Source organism: Paenibacillus helianthi (genome assembly GCF_001909055.1).
In the GTDB taxonomy this organism is placed as follows: domain Bacteria; phylum Bacillota; class Bacilli; order Paenibacillales; family Paenibacillaceae; genus Paenibacillus_AQ; species Paenibacillus_AQ helianthi.
The window spans coordinates 158676-180042 of record NZ_LVWI01000048.1 but is presented as its reverse complement, the minus strand read 5'-3'; the positions used below and the strand labels follow the sequence as shown (position 1 = coordinate 180042).

At 49.0% G+C, this 21367-nt stretch carries 16 protein-coding genes and 1 pseudogene; 13 read left to right on the top strand and 4 right to left on the bottom strand.

All coding sequences use genetic code 11. The features are described from left to right. Positions 1-5: 5 nt before the first annotated feature. The 4 genes from A3844_RS18330 to A3844_RS18315 all read right to left on the bottom strand — a co-directional run bounded on the left by A3844_RS18330 (position 6) and on the right by A3844_RS18315 (position 5051). Positions 6-1823 (bottom strand): sensor histidine kinase, encoded by a 1818-nt coding sequence (locus tag A3844_RS18330; protein ID WP_074108144.1) that lies wholly within the window; start codon positions 1821-1823, stop codon positions 6-8. 32 nt (positions 1824-1855) lie between these two features. Next, on the bottom strand, positions 1856-2689 hold the full coding sequence (locus A3844_RS18325) for a carbohydrate ABC transporter permease (protein ID WP_074082794.1): 834 nt from the start codon (positions 2687-2689) through the stop codon (positions 1856-1858). A gap of 2 nt (positions 2690-2691) precedes the next feature. Further along, complete coding sequence (locus A3844_RS18320; protein ID WP_074082796.1) at positions 2692-3585, bottom strand: carbohydrate ABC transporter permease; 894 nt, start codon at positions 3583-3585, stop codon at positions 2692-2694. 119 nt (positions 3586-3704) lie between these two features. Beyond that, positions 3705-5051: an ABC transporter substrate-binding protein gene (locus A3844_RS18315; protein ID WP_074100180.1), complete on the bottom strand. Its 1347-nt coding sequence runs from the start codon at positions 5049-5051 to the stop codon at positions 3705-3707. A 350-nt stretch (positions 5052-5401) separates the two neighbouring features. On the opposite strand from A3844_RS18315, the gene A3844_RS18310 reads away from it, so the two are divergent. From A3844_RS18310 to A3844_RS18250, 13 genes and pseudogenes are all read left to right on the top strand, one after another. Next, a complete protein-coding gene (locus A3844_RS18310) occupies positions 5402-7942 on the top strand; it encodes a glycoside hydrolase family 2 protein (protein WP_074108143.1) in 2541 nt (846 codons plus the stop codon). A 42-nt stretch (positions 7943-7984) separates the two neighbouring features. Further along, a complete protein-coding gene (locus A3844_RS18305) occupies positions 7985-10138 on the top strand; it encodes an alpha-galactosidase (RefSeq protein WP_074108142.1) in 2154 nt (717 codons plus the stop codon). 797 nt (positions 10139-10935) lie between these two features. Continuing rightward, positions 10936-11031 (top strand): annotated as a pseudogene (locus A3844_RS34015) (ABC transporter permease); the annotation flags it as partial. 96 nt (positions 11032-11127) lie between these two features. Next, complete coding sequence (locus A3844_RS18295; RefSeq protein ID WP_074108140.1) at positions 11128-11679, top strand: hypothetical protein; 552 nt, start codon at positions 11128-11130, stop codon at positions 11677-11679. A gap of 86 nt (positions 11680-11765) precedes the next feature. Further along, positions 11766-12260 (top strand): CYTH domain-containing protein, encoded by a 495-nt coding sequence (locus tag A3844_RS18290; protein ID WP_074082809.1) that lies wholly within the window; start codon positions 11766-11768, stop codon positions 12258-12260. Between the two features lie 189 nt (positions 12261-12449). Further along, on the top strand, positions 12450-13838 hold the full coding sequence (gene thrC / locus A3844_RS18285; RefSeq protein ID WP_074082811.1) for a threonine synthase: 1389 nt from the start codon (positions 12450-12452) through the stop codon (positions 13836-13838). Between the two features lie 261 nt (positions 13839-14099). Then, positions 14100-15086, top strand: a complete 987-nt coding sequence (locus A3844_RS18280) for a Gfo/Idh/MocA family protein (RefSeq protein ID WP_074082814.1) — start codon at positions 14100-14102, stop codon at positions 15084-15086. Positions 15087-15124: 38 nt separating this feature from the next. Then, positions 15125-16000, top strand: coding sequence for a radical SAM/SPASM domain-containing protein (locus A3844_RS18275; protein ID WP_074100184.1), 876 nt, complete (start codon positions 15125-15127; stop codon positions 15998-16000). Positions 16001-16038: 38 nt separating this feature from the next. Beyond that, on the top strand, positions 16039-16713 hold the full coding sequence (locus A3844_RS18270; RefSeq protein WP_074108139.1) for a response regulator transcription factor: 675 nt from the start codon (positions 16039-16041) through the stop codon (positions 16711-16713). Beyond that, positions 16710-18077, top strand: a complete 1368-nt coding sequence (locus tag A3844_RS18265; RefSeq protein ID WP_074108138.1) for a sensor histidine kinase — start codon at positions 16710-16712, stop codon at positions 18075-18077. The genes A3844_RS18270 and A3844_RS18265 overlap by 4 nt, the downstream gene beginning before the upstream one ends. Before the next feature lie 284 nt (positions 18078-18361). Continuing rightward, the gene (locus A3844_RS18260; protein ID WP_425270610.1) at positions 18362-19342 is read left to right on the top strand and encodes an alpha/beta hydrolase; all 981 of its coding nucleotides are present in this window, start codon (positions 18362-18364) and stop codon (positions 19340-19342) included. Positions 19343-19629: 287 nt separating this feature from the next. Beyond that, positions 19630-20700 (top strand): AAA family ATPase, encoded by a 1071-nt coding sequence (locus A3844_RS18255; RefSeq protein ID WP_074082820.1) that lies wholly within the window; start codon positions 19630-19632, stop codon positions 20698-20700. Further along, entirely contained in the window at positions 20687-21217 is a 531-nt protein-coding gene (locus A3844_RS18250; protein ID WP_074082822.1) for a DUF6661 family protein, read from the top strand. Before A3844_RS18255 ends, A3844_RS18250 begins: the two co-directional genes overlap by 14 nt. Positions 21218-21367: the final 150 nt, after the last annotated feature.

Here is a 21367-nt window from a genome sequence, read left to right as displayed (position 1 = left end):
TAGTATTATTCCTCCCGGAGACGGCTGGTGAGCGCTTCAATGCGCAAGGTGACACGGGTGCCTCTGCCGGGCTCGCTGCTTACGCTTAGACCAAGCAAAGGGCCGTAATGCAGGCGGATCCGCTCGTTCACATTCCTAAGACCAATGCCGAACCTTTCACCGTCTGCTCCGCTTTTCAGGCTGTCGTTCAAAGCACGCAGAGTGTCACCATCCATACCCACACCGTCATCCTCTACGCAAAATACGGCTTTGCCATCCTCTTCCCAGCCTTTGATGCTCAGTGTACCGGGTCCTACCTTCGGTTCCAGGCCATGAAAGACAGCGTTCTCGACGATCGGCTGCAGGACCAGCTTAATGACAGGAAGGGGGAGTAATGCTTCCGGCACTGTAATATCCAGTTTGAATTTATCCGGGAAGCGGATCTGCAGCAGATGCAGATAATTCCGTACATGGTCCAGCTCGTGGCGGATCGTAACCATCTCTTCGCTGCGGACAATGCCGTAGCGCATTTGCAATCCGAGCAGATAGGTCAGCTCCGCGACCCGCGGGTCCTCGCTGCTCTCGGCCAGCATACGGATCGATTCCAGGGTGTTATAAATGAAATGCGGGTTAATCTGGTTCTGCAGTGCCCGCATATCGGCTTTCTGTTTTCTTTTTTCCGTCAGAGAGACCTCCTGCAGCAAATCCTTGACCCGGACGATCATCCGGTTGAAGTGGCTGCCAAGCATGCCAATTTCATCGTTGTATTTGGGATGCAGCCAGACCTCCAGATTGCCGTGCTGCACCTGCTTCATCAGCCGGACCATCGATTTCAGCGGTTTTGTCAGCGCATGCGAGATGATCGTAGCGACGAACAGGGCAAAGGCTATAATCGCGAGTGTGGTCAGAATCAGCGTATTGCGGTTTTTCTCTACAGGCGACAGAATACGGGATAGCGGAATGGTAACCATTGTTGTCCAGCCGGTTTGCTTGGATACGGTGTATACGGCCAGGTAGGGCTGTCCGTCCAGCTCAATCTGAAAATGTCCTTGATCCTGTTTCACATGACCCAGCAGCTGCTGCCGGGTGAGCGCCTGCTTTTCGGGAGTTGCCTTCTCCGTATCTTCACCGTCATACATTAGCTTCCCCTGATCATCCACCACCAGGGTGTTGCCCTGAGTCACAGCATTTACGGGATCCAGAATACCCTTGAATAGGCGGATGTCGATATCGAAGACGAGAATTCCGATGCTTTTCAACGTGCTTACGGAATAGATCGTGCGCAGCACACTGAAGACCTCCCGCTGTTCGGACGAGTTCACCTGGATGCTGTGTCTCCCCTGAATGACAGGAGCCGTTCCTCCGGCTTCGCTGAGGCTTTTCCATGTAGACAGCCGGTCCTTCGGAAAAGTCATGTTGATACCTGCAGCCGTATCGTAAAAAACGGAATCGTACTGGTCCACCATATAGACGGCCAGGATTTCGCTTTTCGTGGGTTTCAGATAACTGAGGAACATCGACATGGCGGTATTTTTATCCCAATCGGTGCTCTTCTGCGTCAGGTAGAGCTGCACATCGGTATTATACAGCGGTAAGGTAGTATACCGTTTCAAGTCTGCCACATAGCGGTCCATCGTATCCGATGCGTTCGAGGTCATTTGGCCCGCGCTGTTCGTGGCACTTTCCAGAACAGAACTGAACATGGAGCGGGAGGACAGATAGCTGACATAAGTAATGGGCATGGAAATCAGAAATACAAACACAACAATCAGCTTGCGCTCCATCGGCAGGTCAGCCAGGAACAACCACATTTTGCGAAAAATCCTCAGGATTGTTGACAGCACGTTGTTATTCCTCTCGGTACATTCCTTTTCCCTTATTTAACCGCGCCGCTGGTTACTCCTTCAAAAATGTAACGCTGCAGGAAAAAGTACAGAATTACTGTCGGCAGCAAAATCAGCAGAATCGCGGCACAGATCAGGTTCCATTCCCCGGAGTTGACCCCCTGGAAACGCATCAGGATGGTGGTGACCACGCCAAGGCTCTGTTTGGGCATATAAAGGTAAGGGATGTACATGTCATTGTATATGCTGATCGTCTTCAAGATCACTAGCGTAGCTGTCGCCGGTGTCAGGAGCGGGAAGATGATCGAACGGTAGATTTTGAACAGGGAAGCACCCTCCACCATGGCACTCTCATCCAGATCAACCGGAATGTTGCGGATGAACTGCAGATACAGAATGATCTGGATCACGTCTGCGCCGATATACAGGACAATTGGGGCGCCGAGCGTGTTGTAGAGACCCATGTTCTTGATGATGCCGAAGGTGGCAACCTGGGTGGTGATGCTTGGGATGATGGTGGCTACGAGATAAGCCCCAAAGACGACCGGTTTCATTTTAAAAGAGAAGCGGCCAAGGACATATGCTACCATTGTCCCAAACAGAATGTTCAAGGTCAATGTAATTATTATAATCACGAGGACATTGCCGAAACCGCTGAGGAGCCCACCGCGCTGGAAGACGGCAACAAAGTTGTCGAAGTTCAGGAAGCTTTTTGGCAGGGACATCGAGCTGCTTGAATTGAATTCATCTGTAGATTTGAAGGCATTGACGACTACCACATAAGGAGGGAAGAGGACGACAAAGACCCCGATCAGGAGTGAGACGTATTTGATAATATCAACCAGACGAAATTTAGTGTGTGTCATGTTTATTTGTCTCCTCCCCGGTTAAGAACCAATTGCTGTACCAGCAGCACAATAACAACAAAGAACAGCAGAATAATGCTCATGGCTGAAGCCAGGCCGTAATTGTTATATGCGAATGCCGTCTCGACCACGCGCTGCACATAGGTCTGACTTGCGCCGGCCGGGCCGCCTTTGGTGAGTACGAATGGCAGGTCGAAGACCTCAAGCGCACCGGTAACAGTGAGGAAAAGATTCAATTGAATAACAGCCTTCATATTCGGCAGGGTCACTCTCCATAGGGTCTGAAAAGAGCCAGCACCGTCGATCTTGGCCGCTTCATAAATATCGCGCGGAATGGCCTGTAAAGAGGCGATGTAGATAACCATATTGTAGCCCATGAAGCGCCAGAAGCCGGTGGAGGCCAGTGAGTAGTTGACGAGACCTTCGGTCCCAAGCCAGCTGGTCTGGGCCAGATGGTGCAGTCCGATGCTGTCCAGGAACAGATTCAGCGAGCCGTTGGTGGTATCAAATACATAGCCGAACATAAAGGCAACGGCAACGCCGTTCATAATGTAGGGCAGGAAGAGCATAATCCGGAATCCGTTGCGGCCCCGCAGCTTGCTGTTCAGCACAACAGCGAAATAGATAGCCACTACGTTCTGGACAATCCCCATGACGAAGTAAGCAAAGTTATGGATGAATACCTTGAAAATATCAGGATTGCTGAAGACTTCGCGGTAATTATCCAGTCCTACCCAAGGCTTCTCGGGGCTGTAGCCGTCCCAGTTCGTAAAGCTGTAGTAGATGAGCTTGAGTGCCGGATAATACGTGAATGTAGCCAGCAGCAGCAGCGGAATGAGCAGAAAGGATACGATAATAATCGTTTTTTGTTTGCTATAGGATAATGTTCCTAACATCACTTGACCTACTTTCCTTGTGAGCGCTCTGTGATTTATGGCAAAATGGATTATCCGTAAAGGCGATAATCCATTTTGCGCCGTGTTATAGGATGCTAACGTTACAGCGTGACTTGAGATTAATAGCCGAGGTCTTTCTTAGCTTTAGCCCAGGCTTTATTCCATTTGTCAAAGACGGTTTGCGGATCTTTGGCAAGTACAAATTCCTGAAGCATGGCTGGAATATCAAGCTGTGCTTTGTTAGTGATTTCGGTAACCTTAGGATCATCCGGTGTACCTTCTTGCAGAGTTACGCCGGTAGCCTGGAATTCCTTCAGCTGAGGCAGCTTGGATTCTTTGCCTTTCAGCGGAGAGATAAATCCGGCAAAATCTTCATATCCTGATTCTTCGATCATCCATTTCACGAAGGCTTTGGCAGCGTCTACATTTTTGCTGTCCTTAGCCACGGCATAGAAGAAGTCAGGGCTGAGCGGAGCAGTAAGTTTACCTGAGTTGTCGTAAGGAAGCGGGAAGAAACCTACGTTGTCAGAAGTTGTACCTGCGCCGACGACTTGATTGATTACCCAGTTGCCAAGGAAATACATGGCGAACTTGCCAGCTGCGATGTCTTTCTTGGATTGTTCCCAGTTGGTGGAGTTGATGTCTTTTTCCAGATAGCCTTTTTCGTTAAGCTCTCTCAGAAGGCTGAATGATTTGCCATAACCATTATCCATAGTGAAAGGAGTGTCAGTGTTCAGCTTGTCATTAGGGAAATCAGCTTTGTTCTCAATGATGCGAGGAACTGCAAATACCCAGTCGTTAAGCGGCCACTTGTCTTTGAAGTTGGAAGCCAGTGGCACAATACCTTTGGCTTTCAGCTTTTCGCAGGCAGCCAGGAATTCGTCCCAGGTCTTAGGAACTTCCGTGATGCCGGCATCGGCGAAGGCCTTTTTGTTGTAGACAATCCCGGAAGTGGAGTTACCTGTTGTAATTCCGTAGAGCTTGCCTTCATAGGATTTGAAGTCTTTAAAGGTAATCTTGTCATTCAGGCCAAGATCGTCCAGGGAAGCAAAATATTTAGGCAGATCCGAGTTTGGAATGCTTGGAACGAACATCACATCCGGAAGCTCTCCACTGGCCATTCTAACTTTGGCTTGCTGGTTGTAGTCGGTTTGGGAGGCTTCAAATTCGACCTTGATATTCGGGTATTTCTCATTAAAGCGCTTAACATATTCGTCATACTCTTTGCCGATCATGTCGGTTCTGTTGGTGAGGAAGGTGATTTTGCCGCTGATGTCGGTGCCGCTTGCTGCGGCCGGTTCAGTGGTTGCTGACGCATTACCACCGGTACCTTCAGTATCCGTAGTTGCTGCAGGCTTGTCTGTGGCTGAGGCGGCATTATTATTGTTGTTGGAGCCGCAGCCTGTCAGGGATAAAGAGAAAATCATGATGATAACAAAACATAACGAAAATAACTTGTTTCTCATTGCGTTGTCCCCTTTTTCGTTTTATTGTTAGCGTTTACATTAGTTATTATAACGATAAATTTCGGATTGAGAAATGGATTGAATTATTATTTATTGTCTTTATTTATTCTGTTTAAATGAATATAATTAGTTTGTTGCTAACAATAGGATAACAAAATACAATGGAAATGAACATTATTCATGAAAGCGCATGCTTACAATACTTTAGGACGTATGTTTTCCAAGTGAGTCTGGTATGATGCAGACTCAAGGAGCTTAGGCTCACAACACTTAAGCCCATGCTTCCGTAGCGAGTTTTGTACGATGTGATTACAGGATGTCTATGCTCACAAAACTTTTAGGAGGTTCTAATGAAGCACATACAACTGAAATTGGACAACTGGCAATTTAGAGCATGTGATGAAGAGGAATGGCTGCCGGCAGCTGTACCTGGAACGGTGCATACTGATCTGCTCCGCAATGAACGAATCCCACAGCCCTTTTATGGAAAGAACGAGCATGACCTGCAATGGATCGATAAGAAAGACTGGGAATACCGGACGGTCCTGCAACTGGAAGAGAAATGGCAGCAGCATGCTTGTACTGAGTTGGTCTTCAAAGGACTCGACACGTATGCGGATGTCTTTGTAAATGATGTGCATGCGCTCTCAGCAGACAATATGTTCCGGGCCTGGACTGTGGATGTGAAGGGGCTGCTGCAGACCGGGCAAAATGAGATTCGCGTGAGATTCCGTTCCGTAGTGAATGAAGATCTGCCGAAGCTGGAACAGCTGGGTTATGCGCTGCCGGCACCCAATGACCAATCCGAGCTTGGCGGACTTGGGGGACAGCAGATCAGCGTATTTGCCCGCAAAGCGCCGTATCATTACGGCTGGGACTGGGGGCCAAGATTCCTGACCAGCGGCATCTGGCGTGAGGCTGTGCTGGAAGGCAGGGATACCGTTGCTATTACAGATGTATATATCCGGCAAAACGCGGTGAACCGGGAAGAGGCCCGGGTGACTGTGCTTGTGGAAGTGGATGCCCCGTCCGGATGGAACGGTCTGCTGCGGATCAGCAGCGGCGGTCAGGAATGGATGAAATCCGCTGCGGTACAGCCGGGCAAGCAGACATTGGAGCTGGAAGTTGTCTTGGATCAGCCCCGTCTATGGTGGTGTAATGGTCTTGGGGCACCTGAGTTGACTGTATTTCGGGCAGAGCTGCTCCAGGAAGGGAAGGCCGTGGCGCAGACTGATGTTACTACCGGACTTCGGGAGATCAAGCTGGTCCGGAAGCCGGATGACCGTGGGGCTTCCTTTTATTTCGAACTGAACGGTGTGCGGGTTTTTGCCAAGGGCGCCAATCATATTCCAAATGACAGTTTTTCCACGGAAGTTACCGAGGAGCGTTATCGTCATGAGATCGCCTCGGCAGCAGCCTCCAATATGAACATGCTGCGGGTATGGGGCGGCGGGATCTATGAAGAGGAAGTTTTTTACCGGCTGTGTGATGAGTACGGGCTGCTGGTCTGGCAGGATTTCATGTTTGCGTGCAGCATGTACCCTGGTGATGAGCCATTCCTGGAGAATGTGCGCGAAGAGGCTGTCTATAACGTGCGGAGATTGCGCAACCATCCGTGCATCGCTTTGTGGTGCGGCAATAATGAGATGGATTCGGCGTGGTCGCACTATGAAGACAATATGGGCTGGGGCTGGAAGGAAAAGTACAGTCCGGAGATCCGTGAGAAGCTGTGGAAGGATTATGAAGCAGTATTCCATCGTATCTTGCCGGAGGCTGTAGCCGCCTGTCACCCGGATGTGGATTACTGGGCATCTTCACCGATGCGGGACCTTACCCATGACCTGAATCAGCATGCCACGCGGATTGCTGGTGAAGGGGATGTGCACTACTGGGGGGTATGGCATGGAAGCGAGCCTTTTGAGAACTACAACGTTAAGGTTGGCCGCTTCATGAGTGAATACGGCTTCCAGTCTTTCCCTGAGCTGAAATCGGTGCTTAGTTATGCGGAAGATCGCGATATGGCGCTGGAATCTGAAGTGATGCTCGCGCATCAGAAGAACGGGCGCGGCAACCTTCTAATTAAGGAATACATGGATATCTATCTTCCGCAGCCGAAGGATTTCAGCAGTTTCCTCTATATGAGCCAGATTCTTCAGGCAGAGGCCATGCGGATGGCTATTGAGAGCCACCGGAGAAACAAACCCTACTGTATGGGTACGCTGTATTGGCAGATGAACGATTGCTGGCCGGTGGCCTCCTGGGCGAGCATGGATTACTACGGCCGCTGGAAGGCGCTGCAATACACAGCGCGCAATAGCTATAAAGATCTTTTGCTCTCCATTGACGGCTCGGACGGGCATACCCTCAAGGTGCATGCCGTTTCTGACCGTCAGGAAGCGTTTGAAGGCGAACTACAGATCCGGCTGCATGATATCAGCGGCGCTGTGCTGCAGGAATGGTCACAGCCGGTGACCCTGGCAGCGGACGCTACAGACGTCGTATTTATGGCAGGACTTGACGGATTGCTGGAGGGCCGCGAGTCTGACCGTGTTCTGTTCACTGCGTCTTTGCTGGCTGAAGGCCGGCTGCTGGAGCATAAGCACCATTACTTCGTGTCCGCCAAAGAAATTGCGCTGACCCCGCCGCACCTTACGGTGACAGAGGTTCCCGGCAGCAACGGACTCAGCTTCAAGGTAACCAGTAATGTGCTGGCGAGAGGGGTGTATCTGACTACGGAAGAGGAAGGAATCTTCTCGGATAACTTCTTTGACCTGCTTCCAGGGGAGACGAAGACTGTGGAATTCTTCCTGCGCGGCAGCGGGGAAGCGGACTTCGTGCCGGCTGCTCCGAAGGGTCTTGAGATTCGCTCGATGGCGGATTACGTGGAATAGAGTCTTTGGGTTGAAACCTACAAGAGAGAAGGAATAAGGACCATGGCGATTTGGGTACAGGAAGACAAGGGGATATTCCACCTGCAGAGCAAGGGCATGAGTTACATCATCGAGCTGGTCAACGGCTATCCGGCGCATGTGTACTGGGGGGAAAAGCTGCGCCACGGCAGTAATCTGGAAGGCTTGCACCCGCTGGTGACCGGTGGCTCGCTTGACCGCCTGCCGCAGGAATACCCGCAGTACGGTACGGGGGATTTCCGTGTTCCGGCTTATCAGGCCAAGCTTGAGGATGGGACCCGGGTTACGGAGCTGCGCTACAGCGGTTACCGGGTGCTGGCGGGCAAGCCGAAGCTTGCGGGACTTCCTGCGGTGTATGTGGAGTCCGAGGAGGAAGCGGATACTCTGGAGCTTATTCTCCGCGACGATTATGCCAAGCTGAATGTTGTCCTGCGTTATTCCGTATATCAAGAAATGGATGTCATTGCACGATCCGCCGAATTTGTGAATGACGGTCAGGCTCCGCTGCAATTGCTGCGGGCACTGAGTACTTCCGTCGATTTCCCGGCAGGGGATGTGGACATGATCTACCTGTCCGGCGCCTGGTCGCGGGAAGGTCGTCTCACCCGCAGGCAGCTGGAGCAGGGAAGTACTTCGATCGAGAGCCGCCGGGGGATGAGCAGCCACCAGCACAACCCTTTTGCCGCATTGGCGAAGCGTGGCACGGATGAGCGCCAGGGAGAGGTATATGGATTCTCACTGGTGTATAGCGGGGGCTTTGAAGCCGTGGCAGAGGTGGATTCCTTCGGAATGACCCGGCTCACAATGGGAGTGAATTCCTTTGACTTCTCCTGGCGGCTTGAGGCGGGGGAGAGCTTTCAGACACCGGAAGCGGTAATGGTCTATTCGGGACAGGGGCTTGGCGAAATGTCGAGAACCTATCACAGACTATACCGGACACGGCTCAGCAGAGGAGAGTACAGGGATAAAGAACGGCCGATCCTGGTGAACAACTGGGAAGCGACATACTTTGACTTCAATACCGATAAGCTGGAGGCTATCGCCGCTGAAGGCGCGAAGCTCGGCATCGAGCTGTTCGTGCTGGACGACGGCTGGTTCGGCAAGCGCGATGCGGACAACTCCTCACTTGGCGACTGGGTGGAGGATCTGCGCAAGCTGCCGGGCGGCCTGTCCGATCTTGCCGCCCGGGTGAACGGCCATGGGCTTAAGTTCGGCCTGTGGGTGGAGCCGGAGATGATCTCGCCGGACAGCGACCTTTACCGCAGCCACCCCGACTGGTGTCTGCATGTTCCGGGCCGCCGCCGCAGTGAACTCCGGTGGCAGCTGGTACTGGACTACACCAGAGAAGAAGTACGGGAATATATTTTTGAATCCCTCAGCCGCATCTTCTCCAGCGTCCCAGTGGCTTATATCAAATGGGATATGAACCGTTGTCTGACAGAGATCGGCTCGGCGCAGTTGCCGCCCGAGCGTCAGGGCGAAACCGCGCACCGGTATGTGTTAGGATTGTACGAGCTGCTGGAACGTCTGACTTCAGCATTTCCGCATATTCTGTTCGAGAGCTGTTGCAGCGGCGGCGGGCGTTTCGATCCGGGTATGCTCTACTATATGCCGCAGACCTGGACCAGCGATGATACGGATGCCGTGGAGCGCTTGAAGATTCAGTACGGTACGAGCCTCGTCTATCCGGTTAGCTCCATGGGGGCACACGTCTCCGCAGTGCCGAATCATCAGGTGGGACGGATCACTCCATTGTCCTTCCGGGGAGATGTCGCCATGTCCGGCAACTTCGGCTATGAGCTGGATCTGACGAAGTTTACTCCGGAGGAAAAGGAACTGGTGAAGGTGCAGGTCGCGAATTATAAGGGGATTCGCAGCCTGGTCCAGCAGGGCAATCTGTACCGGCTGCAGAGCCCGTTCGAGGGGAACGAAACGGCCTGGATGTTCGTCTCGGACGACCAGCGCGAGGCGCTGGTCTACTATTTCCGGGTGCTGGCTGAACCGCACCCGCCGCGCCGGAGCCTGCTGCTCAGCGGACTGAACCCGGAGCTGGACTACCGGCTCGCGGACAGCGGGGAAGTCTACGGCGGCGACCGCTTGATGCAGGCGGGTCTGGCGTTGCCGGAGATCCAGCGGGACTTTGTGAGCGGATGCTTCCGGCTGCTGGCTGAGGGGTAAACTGCGTTGCAGGAATAGGGGGAGGCCAGGGAGACTTGGCTTCCCCTATTTTTTTGCATAGGGAGAAGAAGGCGGAAAGACTGTACTCCCTTGCGGGCAAGGCATGTAGTTGTTCAGTAGGAGGAGGTTGCAGGTCGAGGGCGCATGATTACAGGCATTTACCGTGAAATAATGTAAGTGAATTCAATGGAATTTAATTTAAGTAAATTTAAGTGAATTTAATGGAATTTAATTTAAGGGGGAAAGTGAGGGGAAAGGGAAAGGAGATAACGGTAAATGAAATAAAAGTAAAGGAAATAAAAGGGGATGAAATAAAAGTAAATTAAAGGAAAGGAAAGGAAAGGGGAGTAAAGTAAAGTAAAGTAAAGTAAAGGGGGAAGTGGAAAAAGTATACTTAAATCTGCTCAAAAGTGCCTCATAGCGCGGATAGTTGGAATTAGTAGACTTAATCTGAGTGAATTCATCTGATAGAGTGCGAAACGGGCAAATGAGGTTTACTTTTTCCACTTGTACTTCTGTCGGGAGTGGAATCGAAGGGATTAGGTTTACTTTTTCCACATAAACTTGCTCTCAACCGCTGAAAAGAGTCTGGAACAGACTCGATAGAACGAGCTCGCCTGAAACGCCGGATACTCTTCCCCAAGCGGGAACAACAGCGGCACTACGCGGCTTGCGCCTATATCGATCAGGTCATGGTCCGTGATTTTAAGCGCCGGGCTGACCGGAAGGGAATGTGTGCTGATGGACATCATCGGATTGTAATGGTTAACGTCTCGCTGGATCAGGCGACTCTGGATACCATACGAAGTCTGATTATAAGCGGTATTCTGGTTTTCGTCGGCAGTCTGACGGCGTACACTACACCGGCGCTGCTCGGCGGCAAGGAACCTGTAAATTGAGCTTAACGAGGGTATTACTCTCTTTCAAGCAAATACATTTCAGCCAAAATTTTTTTGTGCAAGCCTTATTGTATATAATGGAAGCATTGCATGATTTCGGGGGAGGCGCTGCTGGTGACGGGGATGGATCAGATGAACGAGGTAGAAAATACAGAGAAGCAGAGGGGGCAGAAACATTTGGGGAAGTGGAAGAAGCCAACCCTGACGCAAATTTTCCTGACTGTGTTCCTGCTCGGGATTGCTGTATTCTGGGTAGGGACGATCGTGCAGTCCTTCACTTCGTTCGAGAGCCGGGTGTCCAGCCGCATTGATCTGGAGGATATAAGCTCTATTGAAGTCATCCGGTCCTTGCCGGAAACTACAGATGAAGTTACGGTCACTGTGACTGATCCGGCGGAAATCGCAAGTATTATGAATGTTTTTGCTGACGTGAAATTGATGAGCTCTTACGGTTCACACGATTTCACCAGAAACTACTGGATTAGCATCTTTGTAGACGGTCATCCAAGGTTTGGGATCACATTGGATGACCAAAAGTATATCTACATCAATGACTCGAACAGGAACGACAAGTATAGCAGCGGGTCATTTAAAATCATCAATCATTATGACATACAGTCTATCGACCGCCTGTTCGACTGAGTTTGCGGATTCCATTGACTTGCAGATGACCCGCACCTATGATGATTAATAATATAAATGTGAAACGAACAGAGGAGCGAGACAGCATGGCTATGGAGATTGAACGCAAATTTCTGCTGCCGGAGTATCCGGAGCGGCTGATTCAGGATGGTCAGGTCCAGGTGGTTACCCGGCACAGTATTGACCAGACGTACCTTGCGATAGAGGACGGGCAGGAGCTGAGAGTGCGCAAGATCACCGACCTGTATTCGGGTGAAATTACGTACACACACACCTTCAAGGATGGCAAGGGCATCAGCCGCCAGGAGATTGAATATAACATTTCGGAAGGTTTGTATACCCAGATGATCGAAGCGGTCAAAGCCGTACCGCTGGTCAAGACGCGGATTACCGGCATTTGGAACGGCACGACAGTGGAGATTGACCTGTATACCCAGCTTGAGCTTGCGGTACTGGAGGTTGAATTTGATTCCCTGGAGGAAGCGGAGAGTTTTGTGGCCCCGGAATGGTTCGGCCTGGATGTAAGCGTCGAGAAGAAGTATAGCAACAAGACCGTCTGGAAAGAGCTGCAGAACCAATGACACCCGGCAGCGGACGCTACAGATTTTCACACAAAAGTTGACACAGAAGTAACGGACTTTAACGCGTAAACGTGTTAATATAGAGTGAGCTTAAGGCTGGTTCAGCACATTTTCAGCACATAGAACGTGAACTTATAGACCAGCTGTATGAAGGATAACTAAAGAGGGGTTCAGGAGGATGAGAGAGGTATGGAGTATATAAGCACAAGAGGCAATGTGAAGGCTAAGGGCTTTATTGATACGGTTCTGATGGGGCTGGCGGATGACGGCGGGCTGATGGTGCCTTTTCAGATTCCGGTGATCTCCCCCGAGAAGCTGGAAGAATGGAGAAGCCTGAGCTTCCAGGAGCTGTTCCTTGAAATTTTCTCTTACTATACCAATGATGAAATTCCCTATAATGATCTCAAAGAAATGGTCTACACCAGCTATGGCAATTTCCGCGCGCCAGAAGTGACGCCACTGCACCAAGTGAATGATTCCTTGTATGTGCTCGAGCTGTTCCATGGACCTACCTTTGCTTTCAAAGATGTGGCACTGCAGTTCATGGGTGAACTGTATTCCTACATTGCCAAGGTGCGGGGGGAAATTATCCATATTCTCGGTGCAACCTCGGGGGATACGGGTGCGGCGGCGATTCAGGGCGTGCGCGGCAAAGAAGGGATCAAGATCTGTATCCTTCATCCGCACGGCAAGGTCAGCAAGGTGCAGGAACTGCAAATGACGACAGTGGATGACAGCAATGTGTTGAATCTGTCGGTTGAAGGCAACTTTGATGACTGCCAAAAGGTGATCAAGGAGCTGTTCGCTGATCTGGATTTCAAGGGCCGCTACCACCTGCGGGCGATCAACTCGATTAACTTCGTGCGCATTCTGGCGCAGACGGTCTATTACTTCTATGCCTATCTGCAGATTGAGGGCAGTGATGAGAAGAAGATCAGCATCAGTGTGCCTTCGGGCAACTTCGGTAATATTTTTTCAGGCTATCTGGCCCAAAAAATGGGTCTGCCGATCCACAAGCTGATCATCGCCACCAACGAGAACAACATTCTCGAACGGTTTGTGCTGACCGGCGAATACAAACCAGGCAGCTTCACAGGAACCTACAGCCCGTCAATGGACATCCAGGTAGCGAGCAATTTTGAACGTTATCTGTATTACCTCTTGGATGAGGATGCGGTGAAGCTGTCTGCGTACATGGCTCAGCTGCAGGCGGAAGGAAAGATTACGGTGGATGGTGCAGCCTTTGAGCAGGTGCAGCAGGATTTCTCTGCGCTGGGGGTCAAAAATCAGCAGTGTCTGGATACGATCGGCAAATATGAGCAGGAATACGGCTATCTGCTGGACCCGCATACAGCCTGCGGCATTGCAGCCTACGAAGCGTTCAGCGGTCCGGACGAGACGAACATTACTTTCGCCACGGCACATCCGGCCAAGTTCGACGAGGCGATTGCCCTGACCGGCATCAAGCAGGAATTCCCTGCTCCCATCTCTGCACTGTTCTCCATGCCGCAGTTTATGACCGTGGTAGAGCATGACAAAGCGGAGATTGTGCGTCAGCTGGTGAAGTTTTACGAATAGAATGGAACGAGCAGCGCTGCCGGACATCCTCTTGCGGGCCGCTTGAATTTAACTTATGGCATATAGCCCTGTTCCTGAAAAGGACAGGGTTTTGTCATGTAATCGGCTGGTGATTTTTTTCACAACCATAAGTTTGCGGAATTTGTCGGAAATTCCCCCTGAAAAGTAGACATCGCTATTCCGGAATGAGAAAATAGCAGGAAGAGAATCCATATAACCAGCCTAAACGGCTCTTATATTAATCAAAGGACGGGATCATTCATGACTATTCGATTTGGAGTCGTAGGCACCAACTGGATTACAGACCGCTTCATTCAAGCAGGTCTTGAGAACGAGGAATTTCTTCTCACTGCCGTATATTCACGTACTGAGGAGAAGGGGCGCGATTTTGCCGCTAAATATGCGGGCGCTTCGATCTATACCAACCTTGAGGAAATGGTGACTAGCGGGGAAGTGGACGCAGTATACATTGCCAGCCCCAATTCGATGCATGCGGAGCAGTCGCTCATCTGTCTGAACCACGGGATGCATGTGATCTGTGAAAAGCCTGCAGCCTCCAATAGCGCGGAGCTGCGTGCAGTCATTGAAGCGGCACACCGCAACGATGTGCTGTTCCTGGAAGCGATGAAGTCTACCTATATGCCGAACTTCGGCGTGATCAAAGACAACCTGTACAAGCTGGGCCAAGTGCGCCGTTATTTCGCCAGTTATTGTCAATACTCCTCGAGATATGATGCTTACCGCCAGGGAAAGGTGCTGAATGCCTTCAATCCGGTCTATTCTAACGGTTCACTAATGGATCTGGGCATCTATTGTCTGTATCCAATGGTAGCGCTGTTCGGCAAACCGGAAACCGTGAAGTCTGTTGGCCTGATGCTCTCTTCGGGAGTGGACGGTGAAGGCAGCATTGTCATGCGATATCCCGATATGGATGCTGTGGTCATGCATTCCAAGATTGCCGATTCTTATCTGCCTGCCGAGATTCAAGGCGAGAACGGCACGATGGTCATCGACAAGATCAACCAGCCGTATCAGGTCAAAATCTACTACCGCGACGGTACGGTCGAAGAGCTTACCCTTCCGCAGGTATTTGAGCCGATGTATTATGAGGTTGAGGAATTTATCAGTCTGATCAAGAATGGTCAGCGCGAGAGCAGCGTGAACAGCCACGCTAATTCTCTGGCGGTCTCTGAGGTGATGGAGGAAGCCAGAGCACAGATCGGCCTCCGCTATGCCTCGGACCTGTAGCCGAAGTATCGGATGAATATTGAAATGGGGAGCGGAACTTGAAAACTTTTAAAAAGGTCTACATCGAGATTACAAGCGTCTGCAACCTCGCCTGCAGCTTCTGTCCGCCTACCGAACGGCAGAAAAACTTCATGAAGCTGGATACCTTTAATACCATTCTCGACGAGATCAAGCCGCACAGCAATCACATCTATCTGCATGTCAAAGGCGAGCCGCTGCTGCATCCGAAAATCGGCGAGCTGCTTGATGCTGCCCACGCCAAAGGGTTCAAGGTCAACATTACGACCAACGGAACGCTGATTCATAAAGCGGGGCCCAAAATCCTCGGCAAGCCGGCGCTGCGGCAGATGAACTTCTCCCTGCACAGCTTCGACGGCCATGCGGGCTCGGAGAACCGCGAGGGGTACGTGTCAGAGATTATTTCCTTTGTACGGGAGGCATCAGCCCAGGGAGTCATCATCTCCTTCCGGCTGTGGAATCTGACCGAGGACAACCGGTCGAATCTGGAGAAAAGCCGCAACCGCGAGACGCTGGCGCTGCTGGAGGAAGCCTTCAATCTGGACTTCAAGATTGAAGAAAAGGTGGTGCCCGGCAGCGGGGTGAAAATTGCCCCGCGCGTGTATCTGAACCAGGATCACGAGTTCAGATGGCCGGCCTTACACGAGCCGGAGGATGACGGCAAAGGCTTCTGCCACGCGCTGCGCAGCCAGGCGGCGGTGCTGGTCGACGGCACGGTGGTACCGTGCTGTCTGGATGGCGAGGGTGTGATTAACCTCGGCAATATCCATGAGAAGCCGTTCTCCGAGATTGTTGAGGGCGAACGTGCGAACAATCTGTTCTATGGCTTCTCCCGCCGGGAAGCTGTAGAAGAGCTGTGCCGCAAATGCGGGTACAGACAGCGGTTTGGAACGTAGCGAGGGAAGACAAGCTTGAACTGGAAAAGAGGGAACGGATGCCTACTGTACTGGTAGCGGACGACGATGCGAACATTCGCGAACTCGTTTGTTTATTTCTGCGCAACGACGGATTTACAACGGCCGAAGCTGCGGACGGCAAGGAAGCACTAACCGTCTACGCCTCGACGAATATCGATCTGGTTGTGCTCGATATTATGATGCCGATTATGGATGGCTGGACGTTATGCAAGGAGCTCAGAAGAGCCAATCCCGATCTCCCATTACTGATGCTGTCTGCAAGAGGCGAAACATGGGAGAAAGTGAAAGGGTTCGAACTGGGAACGGACGATTATATGACGAAGCCTTTCGATCCGCTGGAGTTGACCGCCCGTGTCAGGGCATTACTGAAACGATACCGGGTTGGCTCCACGCATACGATCCAGTTCGGCAACGTCATCCTTGACCGCCAGACCTACAAGGTGATGAGAGGGACGGAGCCGCTCACATTGCCGCTCAAGGAGTTCGAATTGCTGTATAAGCTTGCCGGCACACCCGGACAGGTCTATACGCGCGAGCAGTTGATCGATCAAATCTGGGGAATTGATTACGCTGGGGATGACCGAACGATAGACGTACACATTAAACGCCTGCGCGAACGGTTCGCGGCGATACCCGAATTCCGTATCGAGACGGTCCGCGGGCTGGGTTACCGGCTTGAGGTTTACGAATGATCAGATCCTTATATATACGCGTTGTCCTGACGTTTTTAGTGTCTGTAATCGGAGGCACGATCATTGCTTTTTTTGTGGCAACCTGGATATTTAAAGATCAATTGAACGAAAACCTGCAAATCACCTTACTTGATTTTGGCCAGGACATTTCCCGGATTTACGAGACTTTACCTATTCGTGAAGCAGACTCGTTCGTAAGTGGTATGAAACAGCTCAACTCCTATTATGTCCGAATCTATGATCAGACGGGGCAGCTGCAATCTGTGGGAGTACTTAAGGAACATGATCCAATCTCTGTGACTGCGGAACAAATAAAGGAAGTGCTTGCCGGTAAAGTTTTTCAAGGCAAGACGAATGGGATTAATCCGATCCTTTTAGGACTGCCGATAAAAACGGAAATGGGAACAAAAGCGATGTTTGTAGAGCAGCGTGCTTCCTCTTCCTCATCTTTTCTCATCAAATGGATTATAAACTTTTTGACCTATTCGTTGGTTGCAGGAAGCTTATTGATTCTGGTGGCCGCGATGTTCCTAATCAGTCCGATCAAAAAACTGACAAAAGCGACCCGCCGCATAGCAGCTGGAGATTTCAGCATTAAGCTGAATATTAAGCAAAAGGGTGAACTCGGTACCTTGGCACGCAGCTTCGAAGAAATGATGTATGATCTGCAGCAGCTTGAGCAGATGCGCAGGGAATTCGTATCGAACGTATCGCATGAAGTTCAATCGCCGCTCACCTCGATATCCGGATATGCTCTGGCGCTCAAGCAAGCGGGCATCACAGAAAACGACCGGAGCCGTTATCTCGATATTATCATCGCTGAAGCAGACCGGATGTCCAAGATGAGCGATAACCTGCTAAAACTGAGTTTGCTTGAATCGCAATCACAGCAGCTGCAGCTCACCACGTTCAGCCTTGATGAACAGATCAGACGGGTCATCGTCGCGATCCAGCCGCAATGGCTCGCCCGCAACATCCGTTTCGAGCTTGATTTGAAGGCCGTTCGACTAATGGCCGATTATGATCAATTAAACCAGGTATGGACGAACCTGATCGGCAATAGCATCAAATTCTCCATGGATGGAGGCGTTATTGATGTTAGCATCAGGCAAGAGGTTAACCATGTGATCGTCCAGATATCCGACAACGGTATCGGTATTTCCCCCGAGGACCAGAAGCGTATATTCGAACGGTTCTTTAAGGCCGATCGCTCCCACAGCCGTAAGTATAGTGGCAGCGGTATGGGACTTGCCATCGTTAAACAGATTGTGTCGCTGCATCAAGGTGACATCCGGGTGGAGAGTGAGCCCGGCCGGGGAACAACCCTTATTGTCACCTTGCCGATCACAACGAAGGCTGATTAGCAGGTGCATTTTCCAGGTTACGGCATGATCCTCAAGCCCCTGTGCTTGCGACGCCGTAGCTTTTTTTGAAATACAAAAATTTATATGCTTCGCGCTATAAATTATCCTTCTATTTCTCGCTGAAACGGTGCCGTCCTTAAAAAAGGACGGCGAAGCCGTTTCTACTTGCTTGTTCATACTCCGTTCATATTGTCGTCACGGGGAGTACATCTTCGTTGGTTAAGCTTACCTTAACGGATCGTTAAGACAACCGGAATCACCGATGAGGACAGGAGAAGATACGAGTGAAACAAAGAGAGGCAGCGAAAACGGGGAAGGATACGAGAATGAAAAAAACGCTTAGGATTATGCTGAAATCATTAGCAGGATTAATGATAGCCGTAGTCCTTTTTTTAGCCATTGTTTTTATTGTCAATCTGATTAGCAACAAGTCGGAGCAAGGTAGGATCCAGTCCTATGGCCAGTTAGTCCCTGTAGACGGGAAAAAGATGAATGTATTGATTCAAGGCAAAGGTGAAGAAACCGTGGTACTGCTGCCCGGTTATGGGACAGCAGCGCCGGCACTTGATTTTAAGCTGCTGGTAGATGAGCTGTCACCCTTCTACAAGGTAGTTGTGATTGAGCCGTTTGGATATGGATTAAGTGATGGAACGGATAAAGAACGAACCACAGAGAATATTGTAAGTGAGATTCATGAAGCTTTGCAGCAGCTTCATATTGAGCGTTATACGCTGATGGGGCATTCCATTGCGGGCATTTACGGGCTGGATTATGTGAACAAATATCCAGACGAAGTGAATGCATTTGTCGGGATCGACAGCAGTGTTCCCACGCAAGGTGGTATGGATAAGGAATTACCGGTAAAAACGTTCGAATTTCTCGACAAATCGGGTCTCATGAGACTGGTGCAGAAAATAAGCGGTGACCCTTATGCCAGACTGCCATTTGATGATCAAACGAAAGAACAAATGAGACTGATTTCGAATATACACTCGAATAATGCTACTGTGATGAATGAAATGGAACATATTTCTTCTAATTTTAATGCAGCGAAAGCTTTGGCATTCCCTAAGAATCTTCCCCTTCTTCTTTTTGTACAAGCGAATAATACAGACGTTGAAGGATGGATCTCCCTGCATGAAGGGCAAATCAAAGATTCTGTACATGGAAAAATGATCACACTCGAAGGGGAACATTATCTGCACCATACCCAATCCAAAGAAATCGTTCAGGACTTCAGGGAATTTATGAAGGAGTCCAAATAAGAGATTGCTCTAAATCTCTAATCATAAAAACAGCGGCAGCCATGGACGAGAGAATCAGTCCCGGATTGCCGCTGTTTTTTTGGATAGTATTAAGTTTGTAGGTGATACCATAAAGGGCAATTGTTAGCTCTATCCGTGTTGAAATAGCACATAACTAACGCCCTGAATGAATGCAAACTCTCATTTTTTGGTTTATAATATAACAGAATTCATCTACATGTCTTGCTTAATAACAATTAATGTTGGAAACACTAGAGGTATACAATTAATTTAATGGGGGGCTTGATATGCCAGATAATCGAAGTATTACAGAAATTGAATTTACCGATTTTACGTTGTTTTCAGATATCACTATTCCCTTTGCTAGGCATATTAATATAATAAGTGGAGAAACTAGTGTGGGCAAGACCAACATTATGAAGGCACTATACAGCTATGGAAAAACAATAAACGAAGTTAATGATTTGCTTGATCCTATCTCAGTTGAGCGAATTAGTGAAATGATCACTTCTAAATTCCTTGGTGTCTTTCGACCAGATGAAAGAAAGATTGGTAGACTGGTAAAAAGAAATAGAGGAAGAGGAACAGCTATATGCAAAATTACCTTTGATAAAGATCATGATATAAAGCTATCCTTTTCAAATTTAGCCGTCAAAAACATTAAACTTGAAGGTTACCAACCTATAGAGAATTGGCCTCGCTTTGTCTACATACCAGCTAAAGAAATTATCTCATCTACTGAAAACTTCTCTGCGTTGTACGAAAATTATCATATTGCGTTTGAAGAAACCTATTACGATCTTAGCAAGCTCTTGTTACTTCCTACGAGAAAAGGCCCTTTAAATTCTAACCAAAAAAAATTAATTAAAACCTTGGAAAAGATAATTGACGGGAAGGTTACACTAGAAAGTCAAAAGTTCTATTTAAAGACTAAAGGATTAGGTAACATTGAAATGGGTCTTCTAGCTGAGGGATATCGCAAGATTTCCACTTTATTACAGCTTATTTCCAATGAAACGTTGGACGAAAATACTATTCTTTTTTGGGATGAGCCGGAGTCGAATATTAACCCCAAAATGATTCCTGCTCTCAAAGAAATGTTAGTAGCACTTGCTCAAATGGGTGTTCAGATATTCATTACAACGCACAGCTATTTTCTTCAACAGGAACTTTCTCTGTTTGCCCAATATAATAACGAGAATAATCTTGATATTCGATTTATTACCTTGTATCCAGAGGAAGGCAACATTAATTTTGAATCGCAAAAACTCATTTCAGATTTATTGCACAATCCAATACAGCAAGAATTTATGGATTTATATAATAGGGAGCAGGAACTATTCTATGACCATACTTAAATTAGAAGAGAGTAATCTTAGTTTTCAATTTAAAGAGGGTCTTTTTCCAGTTAAATTCGATGAAACAAATTTTTATGTGAATCACTTTATTACTCTCCAAGGTTCTAAAGGCGTGGACTTTATAGTATTCGATGATAAAACTGTATATTTCATTGAAGTTAAAAATTTTAGCGGATATGAAATTGAAAATAAGAACAGACTTATTGCAAATTCAGAACAAAGCTTAGCACTTGAGGTATCGAGAAAAGTACGTGATTCAATTGCATGTCTGGTTGGTGCGTATAAAAATAGTAATGAAGTTCTTTCTCCTTACTTTAACCGCCTAAAATCAAGAACGGTAGACATTAAAGTTATTTTATTTCTAGAGGGTAAATTCCATAATGAAACTGCCGTATTCAGGGCGATAACAGATGAAATGAAAAATCGTATGAAATGGCTGACTACGAAGGTTATTGTAGAAAATATTCGATTAACAAAAGGTCATATTTATTCAATTAATAGATTAGCAAACGATTAGCTGCAATCGTCTCTCTGCAATAAACCTGCTTCTATTTATGCTTTATGTCTCTAATCGAATATATTGTTTTTCTCTTTTGTGTCAAGAGTTCAACCAGTGGTTATTGGCTGAACTCTTTTCAAATTTCGCATTAGTCTTCTTTCCCGTTAC

Excerpts from the sequence above, each read along its gene's own strand:
- A3844_RS18310 (WP_074108143.1), top strand. The coding sequence starts at position 5,402 with ATGAAGCACATACAACTGAAATTGGACAACTGGCAATTTAGAGCATGT.
- A3844_RS18325 (WP_074082794.1), bottom strand. The coding sequence starts at position 2,689 with ATGACACACACTAAATTTCGTCTGGTTGATATTATCAAATACGTCTCA.
- thrC (WP_074082811.1), top strand. The coding sequence starts at position 12,450 with ATGGAGTATATAAGCACAAGAGGCAATGTGAAGGCTAAGGGCTTTATT.
- A3844_RS18280 (WP_074082814.1), top strand. The coding sequence starts at position 14,100 with ATGACTATTCGATTTGGAGTCGTAGGCACCAACTGGATTACAGACCGC.
- A3844_RS18255 (WP_074082820.1), top strand. The coding sequence starts at position 19,630 with ATGCCAGATAATCGAAGTATTACAGAAATTGAATTTACCGATTTTACG.
- A3844_RS18290 (WP_074082809.1), top strand. The coding sequence starts at position 11,766 with ATGGCTATGGAGATTGAACGCAAATTTCTGCTGCCGGAGTATCCGGAG.
- A3844_RS18295 (WP_074108140.1), top strand. The coding sequence starts at position 11,128 with ATGATTTCGGGGGAGGCGCTGCTGGTGACGGGGATGGATCAGATGAAC.
- A3844_RS18250 (WP_074082822.1), top strand. The coding sequence starts at position 20,687 with ATGACCATACTTAAATTAGAAGAGAGTAATCTTAGTTTTCAATTTAAA.
- A3844_RS18315 (WP_074100180.1), bottom strand. The coding sequence starts at position 5,051 with ATGAGAAACAAGTTATTTTCGTTATGTTTTGTTATCATCATGATTTTC.
- A3844_RS18270 (WP_074108139.1), top strand. The coding sequence starts at position 16,039 with ATGCCTACTGTACTGGTAGCGGACGACGATGCGAACATTCGCGAACTC.
- A3844_RS18320 (WP_074082796.1), bottom strand. The coding sequence starts at position 3,585 with ATGTTAGGAACATTATCCTATAGCAAACAAAAAACGATTATTATCGTA.
- A3844_RS18265 (WP_074108138.1), top strand. The coding sequence starts at position 16,710 with ATGATCAGATCCTTATATATACGCGTTGTCCTGACGTTTTTAGTGTCT.
- A3844_RS18305 (WP_074108142.1), top strand. The coding sequence starts at position 7,985 with ATGGCGATTTGGGTACAGGAAGACAAGGGGATATTCCACCTGCAGAGC.